General features: G+C 62.7%; 16 protein-coding genes. 4 read left to right on the top strand and 12 right to left on the bottom strand.

What is annotated here, in order from left to right; translation table 11 throughout:
- Nucleotides 1–83: 83 nt before the first annotated feature.
- The 7 genes from WDB66_RS03325 to WDB66_RS03295 all read right to left on the bottom strand — a co-directional run bounded on the left by WDB66_RS03325 (nucleotide 84) and on the right by WDB66_RS03295 (nucleotide 9224).
- On the bottom strand, nucleotides 84–992 hold the full coding sequence (locus WDB66_RS03325; protein WP_339397122.1) for a glycerophosphodiester phosphodiesterase family protein: 909 nt from the start codon (nucleotides 990–992) through the stop codon (nucleotides 84–86).
- Complete coding sequence (locus tag WDB66_RS03320; protein ID WP_339397121.1) at nucleotides 992–2566, bottom strand: calcineurin-like phosphoesterase C-terminal domain-containing protein; 1575 nt, start codon at nucleotides 2564–2566, stop codon at nucleotides 992–994. Before WDB66_RS03320 ends, WDB66_RS03325 begins: the two co-directional genes overlap by 1 nt.
- 35 nt (nucleotides 2567–2601) lie before the next feature.
- Complete coding sequence (locus tag WDB66_RS03315; RefSeq protein WP_339397120.1) at nucleotides 2602–3498, bottom strand: adenylate/guanylate cyclase domain-containing protein; 897 nt, start codon at nucleotides 3496–3498, stop codon at nucleotides 2602–2604.
- Nucleotides 3499–3713: 215 nt separating this feature from the next.
- On the bottom strand, nucleotides 3714–5984 hold the full coding sequence (locus WDB66_RS03310; RefSeq protein WP_339397119.1) for a thiamine pyrophosphate-dependent enzyme: 2271 nt from the start codon (nucleotides 5982–5984) through the stop codon (nucleotides 3714–3716).
- Between the two features lie 290 nt (nucleotides 5985–6274).
- Complete coding sequence (locus WDB66_RS03305) at nucleotides 6275–7429, bottom strand: hypothetical protein (RefSeq protein ID WP_339397118.1); 1155 nt, start codon at nucleotides 7427–7429, stop codon at nucleotides 6275–6277.
- 41 nt (nucleotides 7430–7470) lie between these two features.
- Entirely contained in the window at nucleotides 7471–8037 is a 567-nt protein-coding gene (locus WDB66_RS03300; protein WP_339397117.1) for a GNAT family N-acetyltransferase, read from the bottom strand.
- Between the two features lie 23 nt (nucleotides 8038–8060).
- Nucleotides 8061–9224, bottom strand: a complete 1164-nt coding sequence (locus WDB66_RS03295; protein ID WP_339397116.1) for an acyl-CoA dehydrogenase family protein — start codon at nucleotides 9222–9224, stop codon at nucleotides 8061–8063.
- A gap of 142 nt (nucleotides 9225–9366) precedes the next feature.
- On the opposite strand from WDB66_RS03295, the gene WDB66_RS03290 reads away from it, so the two are divergent.
- Entirely contained in the window at nucleotides 9367–9588 is a 222-nt protein-coding gene (locus WDB66_RS03290; RefSeq protein ID WP_339397115.1) for a DUF6116 family protein, read from the top strand.
- Nucleotides 9589–9608: 20 nt separating this feature from the next.
- Nucleotides 9609–10445, top strand: a complete 837-nt coding sequence (locus WDB66_RS03285) for a TatD family hydrolase (RefSeq protein WP_339397114.1) — start codon at nucleotides 9609–9611, stop codon at nucleotides 10443–10445.
- A 153-nt stretch (nucleotides 10446–10598) separates the two neighbouring features.
- On the opposite strand, the gene WDB66_RS03280 is transcribed toward WDB66_RS03285, so the two are convergent.
- On the bottom strand, nucleotides 10599–11399 hold the full coding sequence (locus WDB66_RS03280; RefSeq protein ID WP_339397113.1) for a tRNA threonylcarbamoyladenosine dehydratase: 801 nt from the start codon (nucleotides 11397–11399) through the stop codon (nucleotides 10599–10601).
- A 142-nt stretch (nucleotides 11400–11541) separates the two neighbouring features.
- On the opposite strand from WDB66_RS03280, the gene WDB66_RS03275 reads away from it, so the two are divergent.
- Together WDB66_RS03275 and WDB66_RS03270 are read left to right on the top strand one after the other, a co-directional pair.
- Entirely contained in the window at nucleotides 11542–11937 is a 396-nt protein-coding gene (locus WDB66_RS03275; RefSeq protein ID WP_339397112.1) for a cytochrome c, read from the top strand.
- A gap of 161 nt (nucleotides 11938–12098) precedes the next feature.
- On the top strand, nucleotides 12099–12557 hold the full coding sequence (locus WDB66_RS03270; RefSeq protein WP_339397111.1) for a glycine zipper 2TM domain-containing protein: 459 nt from the start codon (nucleotides 12099–12101) through the stop codon (nucleotides 12555–12557).
- 135 nt (nucleotides 12558–12692) lie between these two features.
- Here the strand turns inward: WDB66_RS03270 and WDB66_RS03265 are convergent, their stop codons facing one another.
- From WDB66_RS03265 to WDB66_RS03250, 4 genes are all read right to left on the bottom strand, one after another.
- Nucleotides 12693–14573: an ATP-binding cassette domain-containing protein gene (locus WDB66_RS03265; RefSeq protein ID WP_339397110.1), complete on the bottom strand. Its 1881-nt coding sequence runs from the start codon at nucleotides 14571–14573 to the stop codon at nucleotides 12693–12695.
- 357 nt (nucleotides 14574–14930) lie between these two features.
- A complete protein-coding gene (locus tag WDB66_RS03260; protein ID WP_339397109.1) occupies nucleotides 14931–15632 on the bottom strand; it encodes a 4'-phosphopantetheinyl transferase family protein in 702 nt (233 codons plus the stop codon).
- A 407-nt stretch (nucleotides 15633–16039) separates the two neighbouring features.
- A complete protein-coding gene (locus tag WDB66_RS03255; RefSeq protein WP_339397108.1) occupies nucleotides 16040–16447 on the bottom strand; it encodes a type IV pilin protein in 408 nt (135 codons plus the stop codon).
- Nucleotides 16448–16542: 95 nt separating this feature from the next.
- Nucleotides 16543–21612: a pilus assembly protein gene (locus WDB66_RS03250; protein ID WP_339397107.1), complete on the bottom strand. Its 5070-nt coding sequence runs from the start codon at nucleotides 21610–21612 to the stop codon at nucleotides 16543–16545.
- Nucleotides 21613–21619 lie beyond the last annotated feature (7 nt).

The raw sequence follows: 21619 nt of genomic DNA, 5'->3' as shown, positions 1-21619 counted from the left end.
GATTAACACCGGCTTTCCGATCCGTGGCTGGCCCGGAAGTCACTGGTCGTGTTCCGCACGGGCCATCCACGCCAGGACCGGGGCTATCCCCGGTGGCACCCGCCATGCAGCGCAAAGCGCTCGCGCAAGGCCACCGCGATATCGGGAAAATCGCAGAACAGGCCATCCACGCCCATCGCGAAGGCGACATCCAGCTCCTCGGCCAGCGAGATGAATCCGGGCGCCGGGTCGTCATCGCGATAGGTGAAGGCATGCACCTGCAAGCCCCGCTCGTGCGCCATGTCGACCAGTCCACTGCTGCTGCCGTCCACGTCCTGCAGCAGGCTCTTGTGGACTCCGAAACCATCGACTTGCCCGGCGTGCGCCGCAATCAGCCGGCGCCACGGCGCGCCGCGGTCCAGCAACAGGAACACCGGCACCTCGGCGGTGTCACGCAGGCGCAGCAACGGTTCCAGTTCGAAACATTGCAGCCACAGCCGCACCCGCAGTGGATTGCGCTGTCGCACCAGCGACAGGAAGCGCCCGCACGGGTCCTTGCCATGCGCTTCGAAAAACGCCGGCAATTTCAATTCCGGATACAAGGTCACCGGCTCGCCACGCGCGCGCGCCACCGATTCGGCCCACAGCAGCACCGCGGCAAAGGTTGGAATGCGGAATTTGCCGTCATGTTGATGATCGCGGGATGGAAACGGCTGCACCGCACGCAACTGGGCGATGTCGGCCAGCTCCAGATCCTCGATCCACCAGTCCCCGTCGCGACGCAACGAGGCGAATTGCGGGCGTGCGGCAACATCGGTGCTGCGCGCCAGATTGCGGTCGTGCCGTGCGATCAACTGCCCATCACCGGACACCACCAGATCCGGCTCGACCACATCCGCGCCCTGCTCCAGTGCCTTGGCGTATGCCTCCAGCGTGTGCTCGGGCAACACCCCGCTGGCGCCGCGGTGCGCGATGATGCGCGGCGCGGCGCCATCCAGCGTGGCCCAGCGCATCAAGGCTCCCACTCGTCGAGCCGATAGGAGCTGGTCGCGTGGATCACGCCCTCGAAGCGGCTGTGTGCGCGCACCTGGATTTCGTGTTCACCCGCATCCAGGTCCGTCGGCAGGCGGGCACTCCACAGATGCTGCGTGGGACGCGCCATCACGGCGCGATCGAAGGAACGCAGACCGGCTGCACGCATATCGTCCAGATTCAGCGCCACCAGTGCCGGATCCGGGTCCTGAACCCGCGTCATCGGCTGCCACGGGCCGTCCCCGATGCGATATTCGACCCGCGCATCCGGCTCGGCGCCGTAGACATTCGCATAAAGCGAATAGGCCGGATAGGCACCACGACGCAACACTCCGGGCGAGGTCAGGCCGATGCGCAGCTCGTCCCGTCCGCGCGAGGCGTGGTAACGCGTGCGGATATCGTTTTCGCCCAGCTGCACCACCGCATAACCGTTCGGCGTGCCGTCCTCCATGCGTGCATCGGGCAGGCCTTCGGCATCGGGCAAACCGCTCCAGTAGCCTCCGCATGTGGCGCCGACGTTGTATTCATGCAGCGGTTCGGCGCCGTGCCAGCCGTTCTCGGGCCCATGGAAATAGTGCTGCTGCGCGTGGGTGTGGCCACTCAGGATCAGCGGCCGCGGAAAACGCCGCAGCAGTTCGAACAGGCGCGCCCGGTCGGCATGGCGGAAGGTTTCTCCGGGGTCGTCGAACAGCGGAATATGCAGCGCCATCACCACGCGCGTGTCGTCGGCCAGCGTCGCCAGATAGTTTTCCAGGAAGGTGAACTGATCCTCTCGCAGGCCGCCGATATAGCGGGGCGAGGTGTGCGGCTGCCAGATCACGTCGTCCAGCACGATGAAGGCGTGGCCGGGCAGTTCCCACGCGACGGTATCCGGGCCGAAGGTGCGGCGGAAGTTGATCAACGAACCGGCGTCGTCCGGCATATCGAAATCGATGTCATGGTTGCCCGGCGCATGCAGCCAGGGAATGCCCAGACTGGTGGTGACACGATTCAGCGCCGGATACAGGTCCAGCGTGTCGTTGACCACATCGCCCAGGGTCAGCCCCAACACGATGCCTTCGTGCCGCCGCGCCGGCTCCACGATGCTGCGGCGGTAATACTCGACTTCCTCCAGGCTGCGCACCTGTGGATCGGCGAACACCAGCAGGCGCGGTTCCGCATCCGCCTGATGCGTGGGCGGCAACAACGCAAAGTCGCTGCGCCGCGCCGAACTGCGCGCGATGCCGCCATAGCGCAGCGCGGCCGATCCCTTGGGGAAATGGTGACGCCAGACGTCCGGCAGCCCATCGGCGCGCATCGGCACATCGTGCCCGGGAGGCTTGATCAGGAACAGCGTGTCGCCTTCGCGCAGCTCGATGCGGTAACGCCCATCCACATCGGTGCGCACGATATCGCGGCCATTGGACAGCTTTACGCCGGCCACGCCGGCTTCACCGGCATCGCGGCGGCCATTGCCGTTGGTGTCAACAAACACCCGGCCGCGCGCGACATCGGCCAGCGCGTTGCCGAAGGCCATCAGCAATGCCACAAGCACGAGCAATCGCGACAGGCCCATGGCCGGCCCCGAACCACTCGTGCTGGCGCGCATGCTCAGCCGCACTGGAAATACAGCACATCGGCCGGGCCGGTCTGGATCGGCTGGCCCAGGCTCACCGCACCGGTGCGGCGCAGATGGACTTCGTCACGATGCAAGCGCAGTTCTTCGTCTCCTTCGAACTGCACATAAGTGGCATTGGTGCTGCGATCGGCCAGCATGTAGCAGCCGTTCTTGAACTCGATGGCCGCGTGGTTGCGGCTGACCCACTCGGCATCCACCACCAGCGCATTGGTCGCATCGCGGCCCATCGTGAACGGCGGCGAGTTCGGTGAAAGTTCGATCACCCGGCCGCGGAAACGCAGTGTCAGCGTATGCGCCCGGTCGCTGCCGTCATCCATGCGGATCACGCTCTGCACCAGCGTGATGTTGGAGGTGTCCTCCTGCCAGATCACATCCACGATCTCGATCGGCAGCAGCTTGCCGCTGACCCGCGTACGGCCAAGACTGCGCGAGCGCACGCCGCCCACGCTGGTCGCGCCGCGGAAGGTGCTGGCCGTGGTGACGATCTGGTCGCGCTTGGCCAGCGAGGCCATGCGCGCGGCGGTGTTGACCGCATCACCATAGACATCGCCGTCTTCCAGCAGCGCATCGCCATGGTGCATGCCGATGCGGATACCGAGCCCGTCACGGGTGAATTCCGGATCCTGCGTGGTGCGCCGCTGCATCTGGCAGGCGGCATTGACCGCATCGACCGCCGCCGGGAAGGTACACATCACCTCGTCGCCGATGGTCTTGATCACCGTGCCGCCGTTGGCGCACGCAATCTCGCTCATCGCCGCGATGATGCCGGCGATGATGCGACGCGCCTCGACATCGCCGCGCTCTTCAAACAGGCGCGTGCTGCCACTGACATCGGCGAAAAGGATCGCAAGGGGCTGGGTCTGGGTCATGTACGCGGCATCATCGGGTCAACAAGGTGACGCCAGCCAAGCTGCCCGGCCGCCATCACCGCCTCGCAAACGTGCCCATTCTAGCGCGGACCCCTGCGCCCACGCTTGCTGTGGCCCAACCGGCTGTACGGCCATCCGTCGATGACGAAGCGGCAGCCGTTGCCGCAGGGCCGCGAGCCGGACAATGCGCGCTCGCGGCACCCGACGGCGCAGGCTTACTGCTTGGCGAGCAGCTCCGTGGCGGCATCCAGCACCTGCGCATCGGAAGGCAGCACCAGGAAGGCCGCACCCGCGAGCGGCGTGTACGTATCGGCGCCAACCACGCGCGCGATCGGGCGATCAGCAAGGCCAGCCTCAACCAGCGCGGTGAACACGCCCTCGCCCACCGATGCGCTGCGGCGGCCTTCATCCACGATCAGCACCCGGGCGCAGGCGCGCGCGTGTTCGGCGATGGCATCGGCATTGAGCGGCTGCAACCAGCGCAGATCCAGCACCCGCACCCGGGCGCCTTGCGATTCGGCCAGCGCCTTCGCGGCCCGCAACGCCATCGGAACGCCATTGCCGTAGGAAATGATCAGCAGATCGCTGGCCTGCGGCTCGTACACACGCGGCTCGCCCAGCACCATCGCCTCGCCCGGCGCCGGATAGGAGAACAGCCAGCCGCCATCACCGGCTTCATGCAGATCCTTGGTCATGTACAGCGCGATCGGCTCAAGGAACACCGCCACGCGACCGTCGACCTTGGCCAGCGCCGCCAAGGTGCGCAGCATCGTGGCCGCGTCGTCGCCACGGCTGGGGCAACCGACCACCAGGCCCGGAATGTCGCGCAGCGCCGCAATCGAATTGTCGTTGTGGAAATGCCCGCCAAAGCCGCGCTGATAGCCAAGCCCGGCGATGCGCACCAGCATCGGGTTGCGATACTGGTTGTTGCTGAAGAACTGGAGCGACGCCGCTTCGCCACGAATCTGGTCGCAGGCGTTGTGGAAATAGGCCAGATACTGGATTTCCGGCAGCGGCAGCATGCCCATGTTGGCGTAGCCCTGGGCCAGGCCGAGGATCATCGTCTCGTCCAGCAGCGTGTTGAACACGCGCGCGCCCTTGAAGGTTTTGTGCAGGCCCTTGGTGACGGTGTAGACACCGCCCTTCTGCGCAACGTCCTCGCCAAACAGCAGCGTTTCCGGATACTTGGCCATCAGCTCGTGCAGGGCCTGGTTGATCTGGATCGCCAGATGCCGCGGCGGCGAGTGTTCCGGCAATGCGGCCTCACCGCCGAACGCCTTGATCCGGGCATCGGCATAATCGGCGCGCTGCGCTTCGGCCTGGACGGCATCGGGGGTGTACGGCGCCAGCGGCGCCATGACCTGCTCCAGGGTTTCGATCTTCGGGCGGCGATCGGCCTCCTCGGCCGCGGCGAAACAGCGCTGCCGCATCGCTTCATAGGCGGCCAGCAGCGTTTCCTTCGTGTACAGGCCGGACTGCAGCGCGATCGCGGCCGAACGCAGCAGCGGATCGGTGGCCTCGACCGCCACCAGTTCCTCCAGCGGCCGCCATTCGATCTCGAAGTCGGTGCCGGCGTGGCCCATGATGCGCGTGGTCCGCAGATGCAGGAACGTCGGCCGACGCGTGCGGCGGCAGTGCTCGACCGCGCGCTGCACATCGGCATATCCGGAGGCCAGATCCAGGCCATCGGCGTAGAAATAGTCCAGGTCCGGCCGCTGGGCGAAGTTGCGTGCGATCCAGCCGGACGGGGTTTTCACCGAGATGCCGATGCCGTTGTCCTCGCACACGAACAGCACCGGCGCGGGCAGCTTCTGGTAGGCCGTCCACGCGGCCGCATTGAACGCCGTCTGTGCGGTGGCGTGGTTGGAGCTGGCATCGCCAAACGAGCAGATCGCGATCGAATCGTCCGGAATCGGCAGTTCGTGGCCGATGCGGCGCGCCTGTTCGATCGCGACCGCGGTGCCCAGTGCCTTCGGCAGATGCGAGGCGATGGTCGATGTCTGCGGCAAGACCCACAAGGGCTTGCTGCCCCAGACCTTGTGGCGCCCGCCCGAGGCCGGATCCTCAGCGCTCGCGGCAAAGCTCAGGGCCGAATCCATCACCGGATCCATATCCGGCAGCTTGCGGAAGCGCTCGGCCATGAAACCACCGGAGCGGTAGTGCAGGAAGGCCGGATCCGTATGGCGGGTGAGGCGCGCCACCATCGCATTGCCTTCGTGACCGGAGCTGCCGATGGTGTAGAACACCTTGTTCTTGACCCGCAGCACGCGCGCCATCAGGTCCAGATGACGGCTGACCAGTTGCGATTCGAACAGCTCGATGAAGTCTGTCGCGCTGCAGCCGCTGCCCGGCAGGACCGGCGCGTCAGGCGCCGGCGCGGGATGCGGCACGCCGCCCCACTGTTCGACAAACTCGATGAAATTGCGATCGCAGATTTCCGCGCGGTTGAGGCCGCGCTGACGGGCAGGAATGGCGGTGCTGGACATGCTCGATCCGGAGAAGAAGGAAAGCCGCGCCGTAAAGCTCCGACGGCGACACAAAGTCGCCCATTCTACTGTGATCGCCGGCTGCTACCGAATCCGAGCACCGCGAGGCCAGCCGCGACGGGATTCCCGCATCTTGGCAGCCGCGCCAGGTTTACCGAGCGGCGCGAGGAATGCGCTGCCTCGGCACCCTTGGCCCGCCGCTTCTGTGCCCCAACCGAGAGAAGCGCGACGCGGTATCAGGCGTCACGCTGCTGGCTTTGCACACCGCGTTCAGCTGATTGGGTGTGGTCTCAGAACCCGTAAGCCGGCCACACCATCCAGTCGTAAGGCGGCGGCACATTCACATGCGCCTGCTGACATGCCGCGGCCCGGTCCAGCGGCCATTGCGTCAGATAGAAGACAGTGCGGCCGGTTTCACGGATCGCGCGCGCCAGCGCTTGGGCGGCGATCGGGTCTTCGTAATGCGCCTCGGCGATGATCCAGCCATTCTGGTGCCAGGACGCTCCCGACGGATTCTGGCTGACCATGTAGCCATGCATGCGCATGAACTTCTCGTATTCATCCTGCGTGTCGCCAGCATAGAAGTCGATGGCGTACAGGAACGGATAATTGCCTTCGTAGACGTACTGCATGTGGCGCACACGGGAGCGAAGGCGATTGTTGTCTTCGTCCACGAGGAAGGAAAAACCCACCGTGTCGTCGCGTCCGTAGGCTGCGAGATAACGCTGCCAAAGAGTTCGCACCGCCTTGCTCCAGCGCTCGTTGGCCGGATACTTGTAACGCTCGTTTTCCGGGATCGGAAAGGGCGGATTGGAATCGCGTGGTGCCCCCTCCACCATCAGGTCGATCCGATAGTGAAGGCCCGAGGCTGCCAGTACCGGGCGGACGGCCTGGATCAAGTTCCAGTATTCGTCCACGCGCCGGGCGTAATCGGAATTGGGGTTGTCGCTGTGCGCGGGAAACTCCGGCTGCGAAGGATTGATGTTGGCAGTAGGGAAGAAGCGGAACAGCACTTCGTTGTAACCGGCGTTCTTCACATCCTGCATCAACATTCCGATGTTCGCCGCCGCCTGCGCCACCTGTGCCGGATTGCTGGAGTCCACCAGCGTGCCGCTGGAAGTCGGACCATGGATGAAGAAGATGCCAAGACTCAGGCGGCGCATGCCACGCTCATGCATGACGGCCAGTTGCTGCTGCGCGATCGCCCGCACCGGGCCAAGCACGGGATCAATCTCGTGATAGCGTTTGGCCAACCCGAACGCATCACGCGAGGCTTGAGAGCACTGGCCATCGTCGCCAAACCACAGATAGTTGGTGCCTCCCACAGACGCCGTTGCGGGAGGAGGCCGCTCCTCGAAACCGTCAGCGAAAATGGGACTGGCGAGCACTGTGGTGCCGGAGGCCAGCATCAACATGCCGGCGGTGAAGATGGATCGAAGAATCATGTGCATCGCACCAGCCTACTGCCCCGGCTCACAACGGGAATTTAACCGCCGGCAATACCATGTCGCGCCTGCTCCCACTGCGCCTGGCGCTGCCCCCAGACATCCACCCGATACATCTCATACGGCGGTGGCATCGCCTCCTGCCGCAACAAGGTCGACCCCAGCCGCTGCGCCAACCGTTGCGAAGCGGTGTTCTCCTGCGCGATGCAGTGGATCACGTCCTGCCAGCCCAGATTCGCAAAGGCCCAGTCCATCGCGGCGACTGCCGCTTCGGTGGCATATCCCTGGCCCCAGACCGCACGCCGGAACGACCAGCCCACTTCATTGCCCGGCCAGCCTTCCGGCCGCCACGGCCCGCACTGCCCGAGCCATTCCCCGCTGGCGTTGTCCAGCACCGAGAACATGCCAAAGCCCTGTACCGCCCATGCGCCGGGCTGTTGCAGGAACTTGCGCCATGCCGCCGGACGCGTGACGTGCCCGCCGATGTGGCGCGCGGCTTCTTCGTCGCCGACCAGCTCGGCGTAGCCGTCGAAATCCTCGCGCTGCGGTGGCCGCAACAGCAACCGCGCGGTTTCGATGCGGGTGTGCGGCGGCCAGTGGCAGTGCATGAGCGGTGATCCCGGGAGCCGTGTCAGAACGCGTTGATGCCGGTCAGCTCGCGCCCGATCACCAGCTGATGCACGGTTTCAGTGCCCTCGTAGGTGATCACCGATTCCAGATTCAGCGCATGCCGGATCGGGCTGTATTCGGTGGTGATGCCGGCGCCGCCGAGGATGTCGCGCGCCTCGCGTGCGATGTCGATCGCCATGCGGCAGTTGTTCCACTTGGCCAGCGAAACTTGCTGCGGCTGCATCGCGCCGGCGTCCTTGAGCCGGCCCAGTTGCAGGCTCAGCAGCTGGGCCAGCGTGATGCGGCGCGCCATCTCGGCCAGCTTGATCTGCACCGCCTGGGTCGCGGCAATCGGGCGGTCGAACAGCACCCGCTCCTTGGCGTAATCGGTGGCCTCGGTCATGCAGGCGATGGCAGCGCCAATCGGCCCCCAGGTGATGCCGTAACGCGCCTGCGTGAGGCAGCCAAGCGGGCCCTTCAGACCCTTCACATTCGGCAGGCGGTTCGCGTCTGGCACGCGCACATTGTCGAAGAACAGGCCCGAGGTAACCGACGCGCGCAGGCTCATCTTGTGCTTGACCAGCTGCGCGGTGAAACCGGGTGTGTCGGTCGGCACGATGAAGCCCTGGATGCCGTCTTCGGTCTGCGCCCAGACAATCGCGATCTGCGCGATATTGCCGTTGGTGATCCACATCTTGGAGCCATTGATGACCCAGTCACCGCCATCCTTCTTGGCGTGGGTCTTCATATTGGCCGGATCGGAACCGCCGTGCGGTTCGGTCAGGCCGAAGCAGCCGATGACCTCGCCGGCGGCCATGCGCGGCAGCCACTCGTGGCGCTGCTCCTCGGTGCCGTAGGCAAAGATCGGATACATGCACAGCGAGCTTTGCACGCTGGCGAAGCTGCGCAGGCCGGAGTCGCCGCGCTCCAGTTCCTGGCAGATCAGGCCGTAGCTGACCGCGTTCAGACCGGCGCCGCCGTATTCTTCCGGCAAGGTGGAGCCGAGCAGGCCAAGCGAAGCGATCTCCGGGATCAGTTCCTTCGGGAAACGGCCTTCATCAAAACATGCGCCGATGATCGGCAGCACCTTGTCATCGACAAAGCGCGCCACCGAATCCTGCACCGCGCGCTCCTCCTCGGAAAGCTGGGAACGGATGTCGAAAAGATCGGTGCGCTGCAGGGCCATGTCGTGGTACTCGCATCAGGGAAAAGACCGCCAATTCTACCAGCGCCGGCGCGACGACCGACAGGCACCGGCCCTTGCATCCGCGCCCGGCCTTCCCCACTGTGCAAAGGCGGCCCCTGCCGCCACGCGATGGAGACGTTCGATGGCCAATCCCCTGCTTGCTCCGGTGTTGTCCTGGCTGGGCCGCTTGCGGCACCCGCAACTGTTTGTCATCACCGGAATCCTGTTCCTGGTGAATCTCGTGGTGCCCGACCCGTTGCCATTCATCGACGAGATCCTGCTGGCCTCGCTGACCTTGTGGCTGGGCGGCCGCCGACGTGACCGGGCCGCCAGGAAGGCCAAACCCGAAGCCGATCAGGCCTGAGCGCCATCACGCGGGCCGCCATGCCGTTCATCGATAGCCACTGCCATATCGACGCGCCACCGTTCGACCCGGACCGGGATGCGGTCATCGCCGATGCGCGGGCCGCCGGGGTGGAGGTGTTGATCGCGCCCGCCGTGGACGCGGCCAGCTGGCCCAAGCTGAAAGCGCTCGCGCAGGCCCATTCCGGCATCCATCCGGCCTATGGCCTGCATCCGATGTTCCTGCCGCGGCATCGGCCCGAGCACCTGACGCAACTGCGCGACTGGATCGAACGCGAGCGCCCCTGCGCCATCGGCGAATGCGGGCTGGATCATCACGTCGGCAATCTGGACCCGGACACCCAGCGCGAATACCTGATCGGACAACTCAAGCTGGCCCGCGAATTCGATCTGCCGCTGATCCTGCACGCCCGCAAGGCGCTGGACGAGATCATCGCGCTGCTGCGTCGTTTCGGTCGCGACACTGACCGCGGGCAGCCGCTGCGCGGCGTGGTGCACAGTTTTTCCGGCAGCGCGCAGCAGGCCGCGCAACTGTTCGAGCTGGGCTTTTACGTCGGCATCGGCGGGCCGGTCACGCATGAGCGGGCGCAGCGCCTGCGCCGCATCGTGCGTGAGCTGCCGATCGCGCAATTGCTGCTGGAAACCGACGCCCCGGATCAGCCCGATGCCGCGATCCGCGGGCAGCGCAACGAGCCGGCGCGCCTGCCCCATATCGCGCAGGTCATCGCCACGCTCCGCGATGAGCCACTGGCCCACATCGCCGAGCAGACCAGCGCCAATGCGCGACGCCTGTTCGGCCTGCCCGCGGCGCTCCCCGTCAGCGATGACGGCCCGAGGCAGCACAAGGTCAGCGGCTGACATCAGCGCCGGGAAATGGATTCCTGTGGCGCGAAGGCACTCCCGGAACGGTGCCAGCGATGATCCCGGACCGGCTCTGCATCCGACTCGATCGTGCTACCGGCGCCGCTGGCCACGACTCCAATGCCGGCCTTGCGCCACGCCCGCTGCCGTTCAATCCCGCAGCAGCGCCTGCATCACCTGCGCCACGGCCGCGAACGCAAAGGCGCCGGTGACATGCGTGGCCGCCCCCAGGCCGGCACCACAGTCCAGCTTCAGCGCCGCGTCCGGACCGACCTGCGGGCGCAAACCGCAGACGCTGCCATCGGGTTGCGGATAGCGCACGTTTTCCAGCGAATACACCGCCTTCACCCCGAAATAACGCTGCGGGTTGCGCGGAAAGCCGAACTCCGAACGCAGTTTCCTGCGAATCAGCGCCAGCATCGCATCGTGTTCGGTGCGGGAGAGATCGCGGACCCGGATCTGGGTCGGATCGATCCGGCCACCCGCCGAACCGACCACCACCAGCGGGATCTTGCGACGCCGGCAAAACACGATCGTCTCGACCTTGGTGCGGAAGCTGTCGCAGGCATCCAGTACCACGTCAAAATCACGCAGCAGGAGTGCTTCCAGATTGCCGGGCGTCAGAAAACTGGCCACCGGTGCCAGCTCCAGGCCGGGATTGATCGCGCGCAAGCGGGCGCCCATCGCCTCGACCTTCAATTGCCCGTACTGGCCTTCCAGCGCCGGCAGCTGGCGGTTGGTATTGCTGACGCAGATGTCATCGGCGTCGATCAGGGTCAGATGCCCGATACCGCTGCGCGCCAGTGCTTCCGCCGCCCACGAACCGACTCCGCCCACGCCCACCACCGCGACCCGCGCGCGGGCAAGACGCGTGACACTGCCCGCGCCGTAGAGCCGATCAATACCGCCGAAACGCGCCGCCAACGCAGCCGATTCTTCCGTTGTGTCCATTGCCTGCATGAGTCCCATCGCGGCCGCGCATGATACGGGAGACGCGACGCACGCGAGGCAGCTCGCAACAGCGGGCTGGTCAACCGACGGCCCGATTGCCGACAATGGCGCCCTTTCAGTCGCCTCCAAGGACTCTTCTCCCATGCGTTATGTCGCCCTGCTGTTGATCGGAATCCTCATTGGTGCTTTGGCTTGCGTGGCCGCCATCGGTGCCATGCGACAAGGCACGCCCTACGACAGCGCCGTCATGGCCGTGATGAGCCAGCAGATGGGCGCGCTGCGCGGCATGAGTGAACGCAATGCCTGCGATGCCGCCGAAATCGACCGCCGCTTGGCGCTGCTGGGCGCCATCGCCGGCGAAACCGAGGCCGCGTTCCTGCCGATCGGCGACGACGCCCGCTTCACCCAACTGTCGCAGGATCTGCGCGATGCCGTGACCGCCGCTCGCAGCCATCAGGCCGCCGATTGCGACGCGCTGGCCAAGGCGATGGCCGGCGTGGGTGGCAGCTGCAAGGCCTGCCACGACGTATTCCGCTGACAGACGCTCTCACTGGCTGGGCACCAGAATCGGCCGGGTGCCCAGCCCGCACCTTGGCTGAACGGCGCAGTGGCAGACTGGTTCTTCGTTCAGCCACCCGCGCATACCGTTGGGCTCACGGCGGCGGAACCCTTCCGCCATGAGTAAAAAAGGAGAACGCCATGCGACTGCGCCTGTTCCTTGTCCTGATCCCATTGGCGATGCTGGCCGCCTGCGCCACGCCTGGCGGCGGCTATTACAGCCAAGGCAACCAGTACCACCGCCCGGCCTACGACGGCTACGCGCGCTGCCAGAGCTGCGGCGTGGTGGAAAAGATCGACCGCGTCTACGGCGAGCGTGAGTCCTCCGGCGGCGGCGCGGTGCTGGGTGGCATCATCGGCGGCGTGCTCGGCAACCAGGTCGGCAGCGGCAGCGGCCGCGCGGCAGCCACCGCGGCCGGCGCCATCGCCGGTGGTATCGCCGGCAACAACATCGAACGCAACAACAAGTCCGCGCCGTGGTACGAGCTGTACCTGCGCATGGACGACGGGCGCCGCATCGTCGTCACGCAGCGCGACCTCAACGGCATCCGCGAGGGTGCCTACATCCGCATCAGCAACGGCCGCGCCTATCTGAACTGATCGGATACCGCGAGCTGAACGCTTCGGGCCGGACGCAGCCATGCGTCCGGCCCGTTTTCCTTGTGCGCCTTCAATCCCTTCGATGAGAGGACGAGCAGCCAGGCCCGCAACGGGCCAGCCAGTGCTGGATTGGAGTCAAAGCATGGACTCCAGCTCTTCCCAGCGCTGATAACAACCCTCCAGCTCTGCCTGCGTATCCGCGAGCGCCGTCTGATGGGCGGTGATGGCATCGCGTGCTTGCTGGAAGAACGCCGGCTGCGCCATCGCTTCGGTCATCTCGGCCACCCGCGCCTCCAATTCCTCGATGCGGCCGGGCAGCATGTCCAGTTCGCGCTGATCCTTGTAACTGAGCTTGCGGCGCTGCGGCGGCGCGGTCGAAGTCGGCGCAGGCTTTGGCGGCGCTGCGGCAGCGGCACTCGATGATGCGGGTGCAGGAGCCGGCCGCTGGCGCAGCCAGTCGCTGTAGCCGCCGACAAACTCCCCGACGCGTCCATCGCCTTCCATCACCAGTGTGGATGTCACGACGTTGTCGAGGAACTCGCGGTCGTGGCTGACCAGCAGCAGCGTGCCGCCGTATTCGCCAAGCAACTCCTCCAGCAGTTCCAGCGTTTCCACGTCCAGATCGTTGGTCGGTTCGTCCATCACCAGCAGATTCGCCGGTTGCGCGAACAGCTTGGCCAGCAGCAGCCGGTTGCGTTCGCCGCCAGACAGCCGAGTGATCGGCGCACGCGCACGCTCCGGCGTGAACAGGAAATCCTGCAGATAGCCGAGCACATGCTTGCGCTTGCCGTTGATCTCGATGAACTCGCGCCCTTCCGAGACGTTGTCCAGCGCGTTCCAGTCCTCGCGCAGCGTGGCGCGGTACTGGTCGAAATACGCGATGGAAAGATTCGTGCCGCGCTCGATCTCACCCCGCTGCGGCTCCAGTTCGCCCAGCAGCAAGCGGATCAGCGTGGACTTGCCGGCACCATTGGGGCCGATCAGGCCGATGCGGTCACCGCGCAGGATCGTGGTGGAAAAGTCCTCAAGAATAGGTTTGCCCTGGAATGCGAACGATACCCCGCGCGCCTGGATCACCTTCTTGCCGGAGGCCTCGGCAGCGGCCACTTCCAGCTTCACATTGCCCTGCAGCTCGCGCCGCTGGGCGCGCTCGGCCCGCAACGCCTTGAGCCGCCGCACACGACCTTCGTTGCGGGTGCGCCGGGCCTTGATGCCCTGCCGGATCCAGACTTCCTCTTCGGCCAGGAAATCGTCAAAGCGCGCATTCTCCACGGCTTCGGCATGCAGGCGTTCCTCGCGCCGACGCAAATAGTTGTCCCAGTCGCCGGGCCAACTGCTGACCTGCCCGCGGTCGATCTCGATGATGCGCGTCGCCAGCGCGCGCAGGAAACGGCGGTCATGAGTGATGAAAACCAGCGCGCCGCTCCAGTTCTTCAGGAACAGCTCGAGCCAATCGATCGCGGCGATGTCCAGGTGGTTGGTCGGCTCATCCAGCAGCAGCAGGTCCGGCGCGCAGACCAATGCACGCGCCAGCAACACCCGCCGCTTCATGCCACCTGAGAGTCTGGCGAAGGCCAGTTCGCCGTCCAGCCCGAGCGTGGCGAGCGTATCCGCGACACGCTGATCGGCCGACCATCCATCGACCGCCTCGATCCTGGCCTGCACCTCACCTAAGGCCTTGGAATCCACCGTGTCGGCATGACTGAGGCGGTGGAACTCGGCCAGATCCGCACCGAGCCCGCCCAGACCTTCCGCCACCACTTCGAACACGCTGCCCGCGGCACCGGCCGGCACTTCCTGCTCCAGTCGCGCAATACGCACACCCGATTGCACGCGGATTTGCCCGTCATCGGGCTGCAGCTCACCGGAAATCAGCTTCAGCAACGTCGACTTGCCGGCGCCGTTGCGCCCGATCAGGGCGATGCGTTCGCCGGCTTCGATGGAAAGCTGCACATCTTCGAGCAGCAACGGACCGCCGACGCTGTAGTCGACCTGGTTGAAAGTGATCAAAGGCATCCCGTCAGTTTAGCCGTGGAACCGATGAGTGCGAAGCGCATGCGGCGCAAGCGCCGATTTCGTGGGGCGGCGGATTGCCGTCCGCGCATTCGCAGGAGCGGCTTTTTCGCAGGAGAGACTTTTCGTAGGAGCGGCTTCAGTCGCGAACAGGGCTTGCCGCGATGCTGGGCATCTTGTTCGCGACTGAAGTCGCTCCTACGCGGGGGTGGGGAGATTCCGGGATCTCGTTGGGCACGGCCGTTTTTTCGGGGACTCCGGGATCTCGTTGGGCACGGGCCGATTTCCGTAGAAGCGGCTTCAGCCGCGAACAGGGCTTGCGGCGATGTTCGGGCATCTTGTTCGCGACTGAAGTCGCTCCTACGGGGTAAGCGGCTGAACACGCCAATGCCGGGGCGCGAGCCCGGCGGCTTCGCCCTGGATGTCGAATCGCAGTGGCACCGCATCGGTTCCTTCCGCCATTGCCAACGCCAGCCAGCCATCGGCCAGATCCCAGGTCCAACCCGCAGCCTGATTCTCGGCGGCAGATACCCAGGCATGGGAACGCAGCGCATGCATTTTCAGGCCCTCACCGCTGGCTTTGGCACGGGCCTCGTCCAGCGTCCAACGTCGGAAAAACACCGAGCGCCGCTGCACCTCGTCACAAGCCCGCAGATCGGCCTGGAAGCCCGCGTCATACAGCGAGTCAGCCAGCGCCAGATAATCGCGCTCGCGTCGCGGCTGCTCGATATCGATACCCACCGCATGGCCAGATACCGCGCAGGCAACGCAGTCGGCGGTATGGGACAAGGACACATGCAAGCCACTGCGCCGCCCGCCACGAAACGCCATCGGCGCCCCGGACTCGGTCCTGCGCAACGACCATGCAAAAGGATCGCCGCCCTCCGCCGCCGCCAACAGCTGCCGCGCAAGCCAGTGCCCGACCAGGTATTGAGTGCGACGCCCTGGATGGGCCAGGCCGGAAACACGCTGCCGCTCATCCTCACCCAGCCACGCCTGCCCGTCCGGCACTGACGCCAGCAAACCGGAAATGGAGGAAGAACTGAAAGCGATGTTACTCATGAAGGAACGCCGGGATGCAGCAGCGCGGTATCCGGCGGAAGCGTTGGCCTGAAGTAGTGGAAAAACCTGATCAGCCCATCAGATAGGCTGCTGCACGAGTGATTTCAAGTCCACCCAGCCAAACGTCTCAGATGCCATCTGTAGGGCGCAGCTTGCTGCGCTTGGTACAAGATCGCGGACGAAACCAAGCGCAGCAAGCTGCGCTCTACAGGGAACAGGAGCTGACGATGCGACCAATCCGGACCACGGCTAATCTCTACCAGATGACAAATAATCCATCAGTCATCAACAAAAAAGCTCCCCATGCCCCATGGAAGGAGCTTTGTCAGAAACGAAAAGAACGTGATTCGATATCAACCGCTACGGCGGATCAGAGTCACGAAACTGCTAATCGGGGCCGGAATCCATCACCAGCAATCTGCGACGGTCATTCCAGTCTTCTGGCCTTTTGATCCGGCCTGATTGATCGTCAGAGTACCGCACTTGTCATCCGCCTGTGCCCCTTGTGGCTCAGCACTAATCGTGAATGCCGACGCACTCAGCGGCCCCGCAACAGTCAGCGTGTAAAACGCCGTGCCGGTAGGCGGAGAACTGATCGATGTCGGGGTGAATCCGACATAGGTATTGCGCGCGCTGTAATAACGCTCAAGCAATTGAACGGTCTGCATGATGTCAACCCGTGCCTGCGCCCGGCGCGTTTTCCGCACATGCTCCTGATAAGAGGGGTAAGCAATCGCGGCAAGAATTGCCACGATCGCCACCACGATCATCAACTCAATGAGGGTGAAACCCTTGGCCACACGTTTGCTGTTCATGCAGAAACACATCCTGAATTTTCGTCAAAGCAACGCAATCCGATCCTCGTGAAGCACGCCCTCGCCGATCAAGCGAAGAGGGCGTGCATGTCTGCCTACTGAATATGTCTCCAAGATTGCCGGCCGCAGGCCATCCTAAGCAACGGATTGAAACCGACCGCAGTGAGCAAATCAACGCTCAGGATACAGGCCCTGGGAGGGACCGCGCCAAGATCATCTATTACTCCGTCACCGTCGACATCGACTGGAGCAGGTGGAACACAATTGGGATCGGCGGATGGGTCGCAGTCTTCGCTCCCCTCGTCACCGCCAGTACGGCCGGTGACGATGGTAATAGCGTCACGTATCGGCCCGCCGCTACCCGTCAAAGACGTTGACGACTCCAAACCCGCACTCAAGGCACCGCTGCCCGAAGTGGTCCAGAGCGCGTTAATCCAATTAGTACCTCCTGGCTCGCACTCATCACCTTGCGATACGAATGTAGTGAAAAACACCCGCCCCAAGGCAACGGTTGGCTGACCGATGAATCGCTCGCCATCTGCGGGAGATGCACCCGTCTTCAAGTCGATGAACCAACCCTTATCACTGCCCCAATCCACCACATTGTCACTTGCGGTGCGCCCGGAGCCCGAAGCGGTGAAGGTCTGTTCCACCAGTGAGCTGCGAGTCACCATATCGCCGTTGTCATCCCAGATCGCGTAGAAGCTTTGCACCTGGTCCGACTCGCTTGGCGCGGCATTGTCACCCTCGAGGAAATAACTGCCAGTGCCGAAGAATACGAGCTGTCCGTTTACTGGATGAACCGAAGCGGTAACACCACCGGTGATTGGTTGTCGTGCAGCTGCCCCACCACCCGCCGCTGAATCGGTTGCAGTAAACAGCGTAGACGCAACCGGAGTATTCAGAGTGGTGCCGGAGGCCGAAAGCGGGATGCGCCACAGGTTTCCATAATAATCGCCTGCATACACCAGATCGGTGGTACCGTCGCCCTGCAGATCAATCACGGCAGGAGTTGCCATTCCATTGGGCACCGACGCAGTGCCTTCGGTATTGGTAGCCACCTTGGCAATCAGGGCTCCGGTTTCAAGGTTGACAATGAACAGAAACGCCTGATTGTTGTCACTGTTGTAGCCATTCCCGAACACGGCCGCCCATTGTCCGTTCGGCAAACGGGCGATCTTTGGCGTGCCAATGGTCAAGCCGAGGTCAGCATGACTGAACTCCCACAGCACCTTGGCGCCCTGGGTTACCGGGTCTGTGACATCCAGCGCAAACACCGAGCGGCCGCCGGCACCGGTAGACCCCAGCAACACGGTTTTCCAGCTCCCCCCAATATATGCATCGCCTTGCGACGGAGAACCATCCACATAGAAGCGATGCGTATAGCTTGGCGAGGCAAGCTGCGCCATGTTGCCTAGTACACTGCTGGGAGCAATGGCGAACAGCTCACGGCCACCCGTTGTCGCGCTGTCCGACGCATTGAAGGCATGAAGGAATCCATCATTGGACGCAACAAAAACAACCGGCACCCTGTCCTTCTTGCTTTCCACGAACTTTGCATATCCGCCTGTACCATACCCTCCCCCGGCAGCTACAGGAAGATTGAGATAGCCGTAGGAGGCCTGATCCAGCACTGCAGGTTGGGAGAAAATATCACCTATACGACCACTCCGATCACGGAACACGCCACCGTTCTTCAGTTCGTTGCGATGATCGCCACGCAAATAGTTGACAACATCTTCGATGGTCTTGCCCGGATAGATGGCAGCAAGGTTCGAAATGCCCAGTTTCGCTGCAGCCGCATCCGGGTCACCACCACCAAGAGCCGCCACCGTGAAATCCTTCAGACGGGTTGATGCCGTCGGTTCGGATGGATCGATGTAATAAACCTTGCGCCCACTTTGGCTGGTCACCGCAGTGTCAGCGATTGATGCAAGCAGGGTTTTGGCACTCCACACCGCAGGCAACAGTGCCCCTGTCCCGGGGTTCAGTTTGTGAGCGCGCAGGTCACCCGTCCAGTCGGTTGTAGTGTACTCAGGAACATAGGCCATGAAACCTTCCGTTGCGCGGGCGCCGCTTGCTGCGACACCACCACTGTCTTGCGTGTCGGCAATGATCTGAGAAAAAGCTTTATCCAACTGCTCCTTCAATGTACCGGCATTGGTGACCAGGAAATAGTTGTCGGGGCTCTGATCTCCGTCCTCATCCCAAGTGTAGCTGGGGGGGCGTCCGTATTTTGCTGCATACCACAGCGGATCCTTCAACAACTCTGCACCACTCGACGTGCCAGGCACAAATCTGCGACTGGTTTCGTAAGGCAATGAGAAGCACTTGCTGGATGCTAAATTCGTTGGATTCGTACAATAGCCCGCATCCTCCCCGGGTGGGGTATTCAGAGAATAGCGAACCCCGCCATGACTGGCGGAAGGGCAAAAGTCATTATCCGGATAGGCACTGGAAGTATCACAATCACTGACCTCCAGATAGATCCCATCCTTGGTCGTGCCGGAGATAATATAACCGATATACTGGACAATGCTTCCTGATGCATACTCAGATCGCAGCGCAATATCAAGCTCATCGTCAGCAGTCACCTGGAACGTATACCTGACAATGGCATCCATGTCATGGTCGGCACCTTGCTCAACGTCTTCATAGTTGATCCGGAATTCAGCATACGGACGCCCTTCGTTCACCTCGTCGTCCTGATCGGCTCCGGCAGGATCAGTATTGGCGATTTTCTCGACGAAAATATCAACAATCTGATTGGTCGGCTGGAAGCTTCCATCGGGGTTCACGTCACCGCCGTATCTGCCATACGGTGACTTCGCAAAAGGAACGACGGTTATGACACTATCGCCAATGGGGAAGGTGAGTGTTGGCAGCGGTGACGCCAATGCGACCGCATAGGTCATCGCATTCTTGTCGCCACCAATGCGATTGGTCGCGCCAAAACGAGCCACACCCGCGGAGTAGTATGTACCTTGCTTGCTTGGCTCTTCCGGTGCCAGCCCCCTGACCGTGGATAGGTTGGAAACCGCCTTCACCGTTGGATTGGAGTCAGCCACTCCTCCAGACTCACCGATGAACACCTGTCGTGTGCCACCGCCTTCAGCGACCCAAATCGCATCGACTTCATTGGAGACGTTGAGAGAGTTTACCGGCTCCGGATCACCCGCCCCACTAATTGATACGAATTTACTGCCAGGCACACTGCCATCATACGAAGGATTAATATCGCTGATGACCGTCATGACAGGCGTAGCGCAACGCAAAAAGCCGCTGCCGCCATCTTCCACCGAGGTGTATGGCTCTACCCATTCTGGGCGCGGCAACGACAGAACCGAAGCATCCTTGGCGTTGGATGCAATATTGAACTCAGTACGTGGCGAACCTGCGCCGGCGAAATAGCGTAGCGACTCCCACATCATTTCTCCAACAGGGTTGCCCCACATCGAGCACTCCCCATCGTTGATTGCCCGATTTGCAATCCAACCACAGGTGTACTGGTAGGCGTTGTACTCGATCGTCTTCAGTCGATCGATCGTCTTCACCATTCCAACCACCGAAGCAAATGTCCCATCATTGGCATTTACCTCGTCAGCGAAGCTGGAGATATTCTTCCTGACTACACCACCCTGGGTATTTTTGGCATAGGAGCCAGTGAGAAGACCGAACATCATTCGGTCGTCTTCACCGTAATCATGAAGAATTCCTGTCGGCTTGTAATTACCATTAGGATACTGCTTACAATTCGGATCAAGCGCACCAGCGACACAGACATCCACTCTTACTCGGTAGTCTGTGATTCTGGAGGAGTTTTGAGATGGTCTCAGATTGTAAAAACGAACCTGAAAGTCAGTGTTGTCCCCACCGCTTCCATTGTTCTTGTTGTCGTTACCCGAGCTCTTCCTGGAAAACTCAGTCCAGCTAAATTGATTAGCTCCTGACACCTTGCGCCAGCGAAGACGGTAGCCCTCACCACCTGTCATTTCCTCGTGGCGGAATTTTATCTGGTAGGTCGTATTCCGGTCCAGCCTTATGTTTGCTGTGGCCCTTGGGGAGTCGCAATTGTTTGCGAATCCATGACCGCCGTACCATCCCGCACTTCCAAGCACGGTAGCACCGTTCGAGCTAAGAATCTGGACATCAACGGCATCATCACCATCCACACAAAACTGATAGTCGCCGTTGGCCGCATCGCGGTTTCGCATCTGGAAACGTGTGGTTGCGATGGTCAGAAAATTATCTTGCGCCCCCCCGCCAAGATTGCAACCGGATGTGCAGTTCAGGCTGTCAAGAGCAAAAACTCCACCGTACTGATTTGCCGGAATCGCAAATTCTGACTCGATGGAGTTGAATTCCCCACGGTTATTGGGGTGGCCAGGATGTGACTGTGTGCCTCCTGTCGTCTCACAATTGGAACCACTGCCGCAGCTGCTTCCTGCTACCGGATTCTCTTTCGCCACCCACTCCCAGATTCGGAATTTGGAATCATTGAGTACACGCAGCAACGGCCCCTTTGATTCATCGTTCCTGAGGGTGGTATTGGCAAACAGATGCCGGGTGTTTTCTTTTGGCAGCGACAGCGGAGCGTAATCCCTGATGTCGTAACCATCCACAGCGATGCTTGTGTATTCCTTGCCCCAACTGTGGGCATCCTGCGGAATGTATGCACGCTCCAGCGTAGTAGCTGTTGCTGTATCCACTACGCGATGACCACCGTATAACACCTTGCGCAGCGCGTCCATGCGCGAGGTCGTAAGGTAGTTCAGGAAGTCACCGCTCCACGCATTAGAACAGGTTTTGTTGGGTGCAGCGGCCCCTGGTGTGAACTTCTGTGAGCCGTAGGTATAGCAGCGATAGGAGTCGAAGTAACCGAAGTAATCTATGCCGCCATCATCCGCCGAGAGATGGCCTTTGTATCCAACGTCCAGGACGCCATCGCCGTTGAGGTCCGAGGCATCGTTATAGGCCTCATAATAGAGCTTGTGGTCGCGTCCCATCACCAGCATATTCAGCGGCGGCGCGTTCTGACCGGAGCCGATACTCAGTGGTATTTGGGATACCGGAAGTGCAGCGCTAGCCGGCGTGGATAGGCCGGAAGCCAGAACCAGCACGGCCGTCATCGAAGCGCATAGCAATGGCGATTTAACGGAAGTCATATCGGTA

Source organism: Denitratimonas organivorans (assembly GCF_037478135.1).
GTDB lineage: Bacteria > Pseudomonadota > Gammaproteobacteria > Xanthomonadales > Xanthomonadaceae > Denitratimonas.
This window is presented reverse-complemented; position numbering and strand designations above follow the sequence as displayed.

Coding starts and splice junctions, on each gene's coding strand:
- WDB66_RS03325 (WP_339397122.1), bottom strand. CDS start 992: ATGCGCTGGGCCACGCTGGATGGCGCCGCGCCGCGCATCATCGCGCAC.
- WDB66_RS03320 (WP_339397121.1), bottom strand. CDS start 2,566: ATGGGCCTGTCGCGATTGCTCGTGCTTGTGGCATTGCTGATGGCCTTC.
- WDB66_RS03315 (WP_339397120.1), bottom strand. CDS start 3,498: ATGACCCAGACCCAGCCCCTTGCGATCCTTTTCGCCGATGTCAGTGGC.
- WDB66_RS03310 (WP_339397119.1), bottom strand. CDS start 5,984: ATGTCCAGCACCGCCATTCCTGCCCGTCAGCGCGGCCTCAACCGCGCG.
- WDB66_RS03305 (WP_339397118.1), bottom strand. CDS start 7,429: ATGATTCTTCGATCCATCTTCACCGCCGGCATGTTGATGCTGGCCTCC.
- WDB66_RS03300 (WP_339397117.1), bottom strand. CDS start 8,037: ATGCACTGCCACTGGCCGCCGCACACCCGCATCGAAACCGCGCGGTTG.
- WDB66_RS03295 (WP_339397116.1), bottom strand. CDS start 9,224: ATGGCCCTGCAGCGCACCGATCTTTTCGACATCCGTTCCCAGCTTTCC.
- WDB66_RS03290 (WP_339397115.1), top strand. CDS start 9,367: ATGGCCAATCCCCTGCTTGCTCCGGTGTTGTCCTGGCTGGGCCGCTTG.
- WDB66_RS03285 (WP_339397114.1), top strand. CDS start 9,609: ATGCCGTTCATCGATAGCCACTGCCATATCGACGCGCCACCGTTCGAC.
- WDB66_RS03280 (WP_339397113.1), bottom strand. CDS start 11,399: ATGGACACAACGGAAGAATCGGCTGCGTTGGCGGCGCGTTTCGGCGGT.
- WDB66_RS03275 (WP_339397112.1), top strand. CDS start 11,542: ATGCGTTATGTCGCCCTGCTGTTGATCGGAATCCTCATTGGTGCTTTG.
- WDB66_RS03270 (WP_339397111.1), top strand. CDS start 12,099: ATGCGACTGCGCCTGTTCCTTGTCCTGATCCCATTGGCGATGCTGGCC.
- WDB66_RS03265 (WP_339397110.1), bottom strand. CDS start 14,573: ATGCCTTTGATCACTTTCAACCAGGTCGACTACAGCGTCGGCGGTCCG.
- WDB66_RS03260 (WP_339397109.1), bottom strand. CDS start 15,632: ATGAGTAACATCGCTTTCAGTTCTTCCTCCATTTCCGGTTTGCTGGCG.
- WDB66_RS03255 (WP_339397108.1), bottom strand. CDS start 16,447: ATGAACAGCAAACGTGTGGCCAAGGGTTTCACCCTCATTGAGTTGATG.
- WDB66_RS03250 (WP_339397107.1), bottom strand. CDS start 21,612: ATGACTTCCGTTAAATCGCCATTGCTATGCGCTTCGATGACGGCCGTG.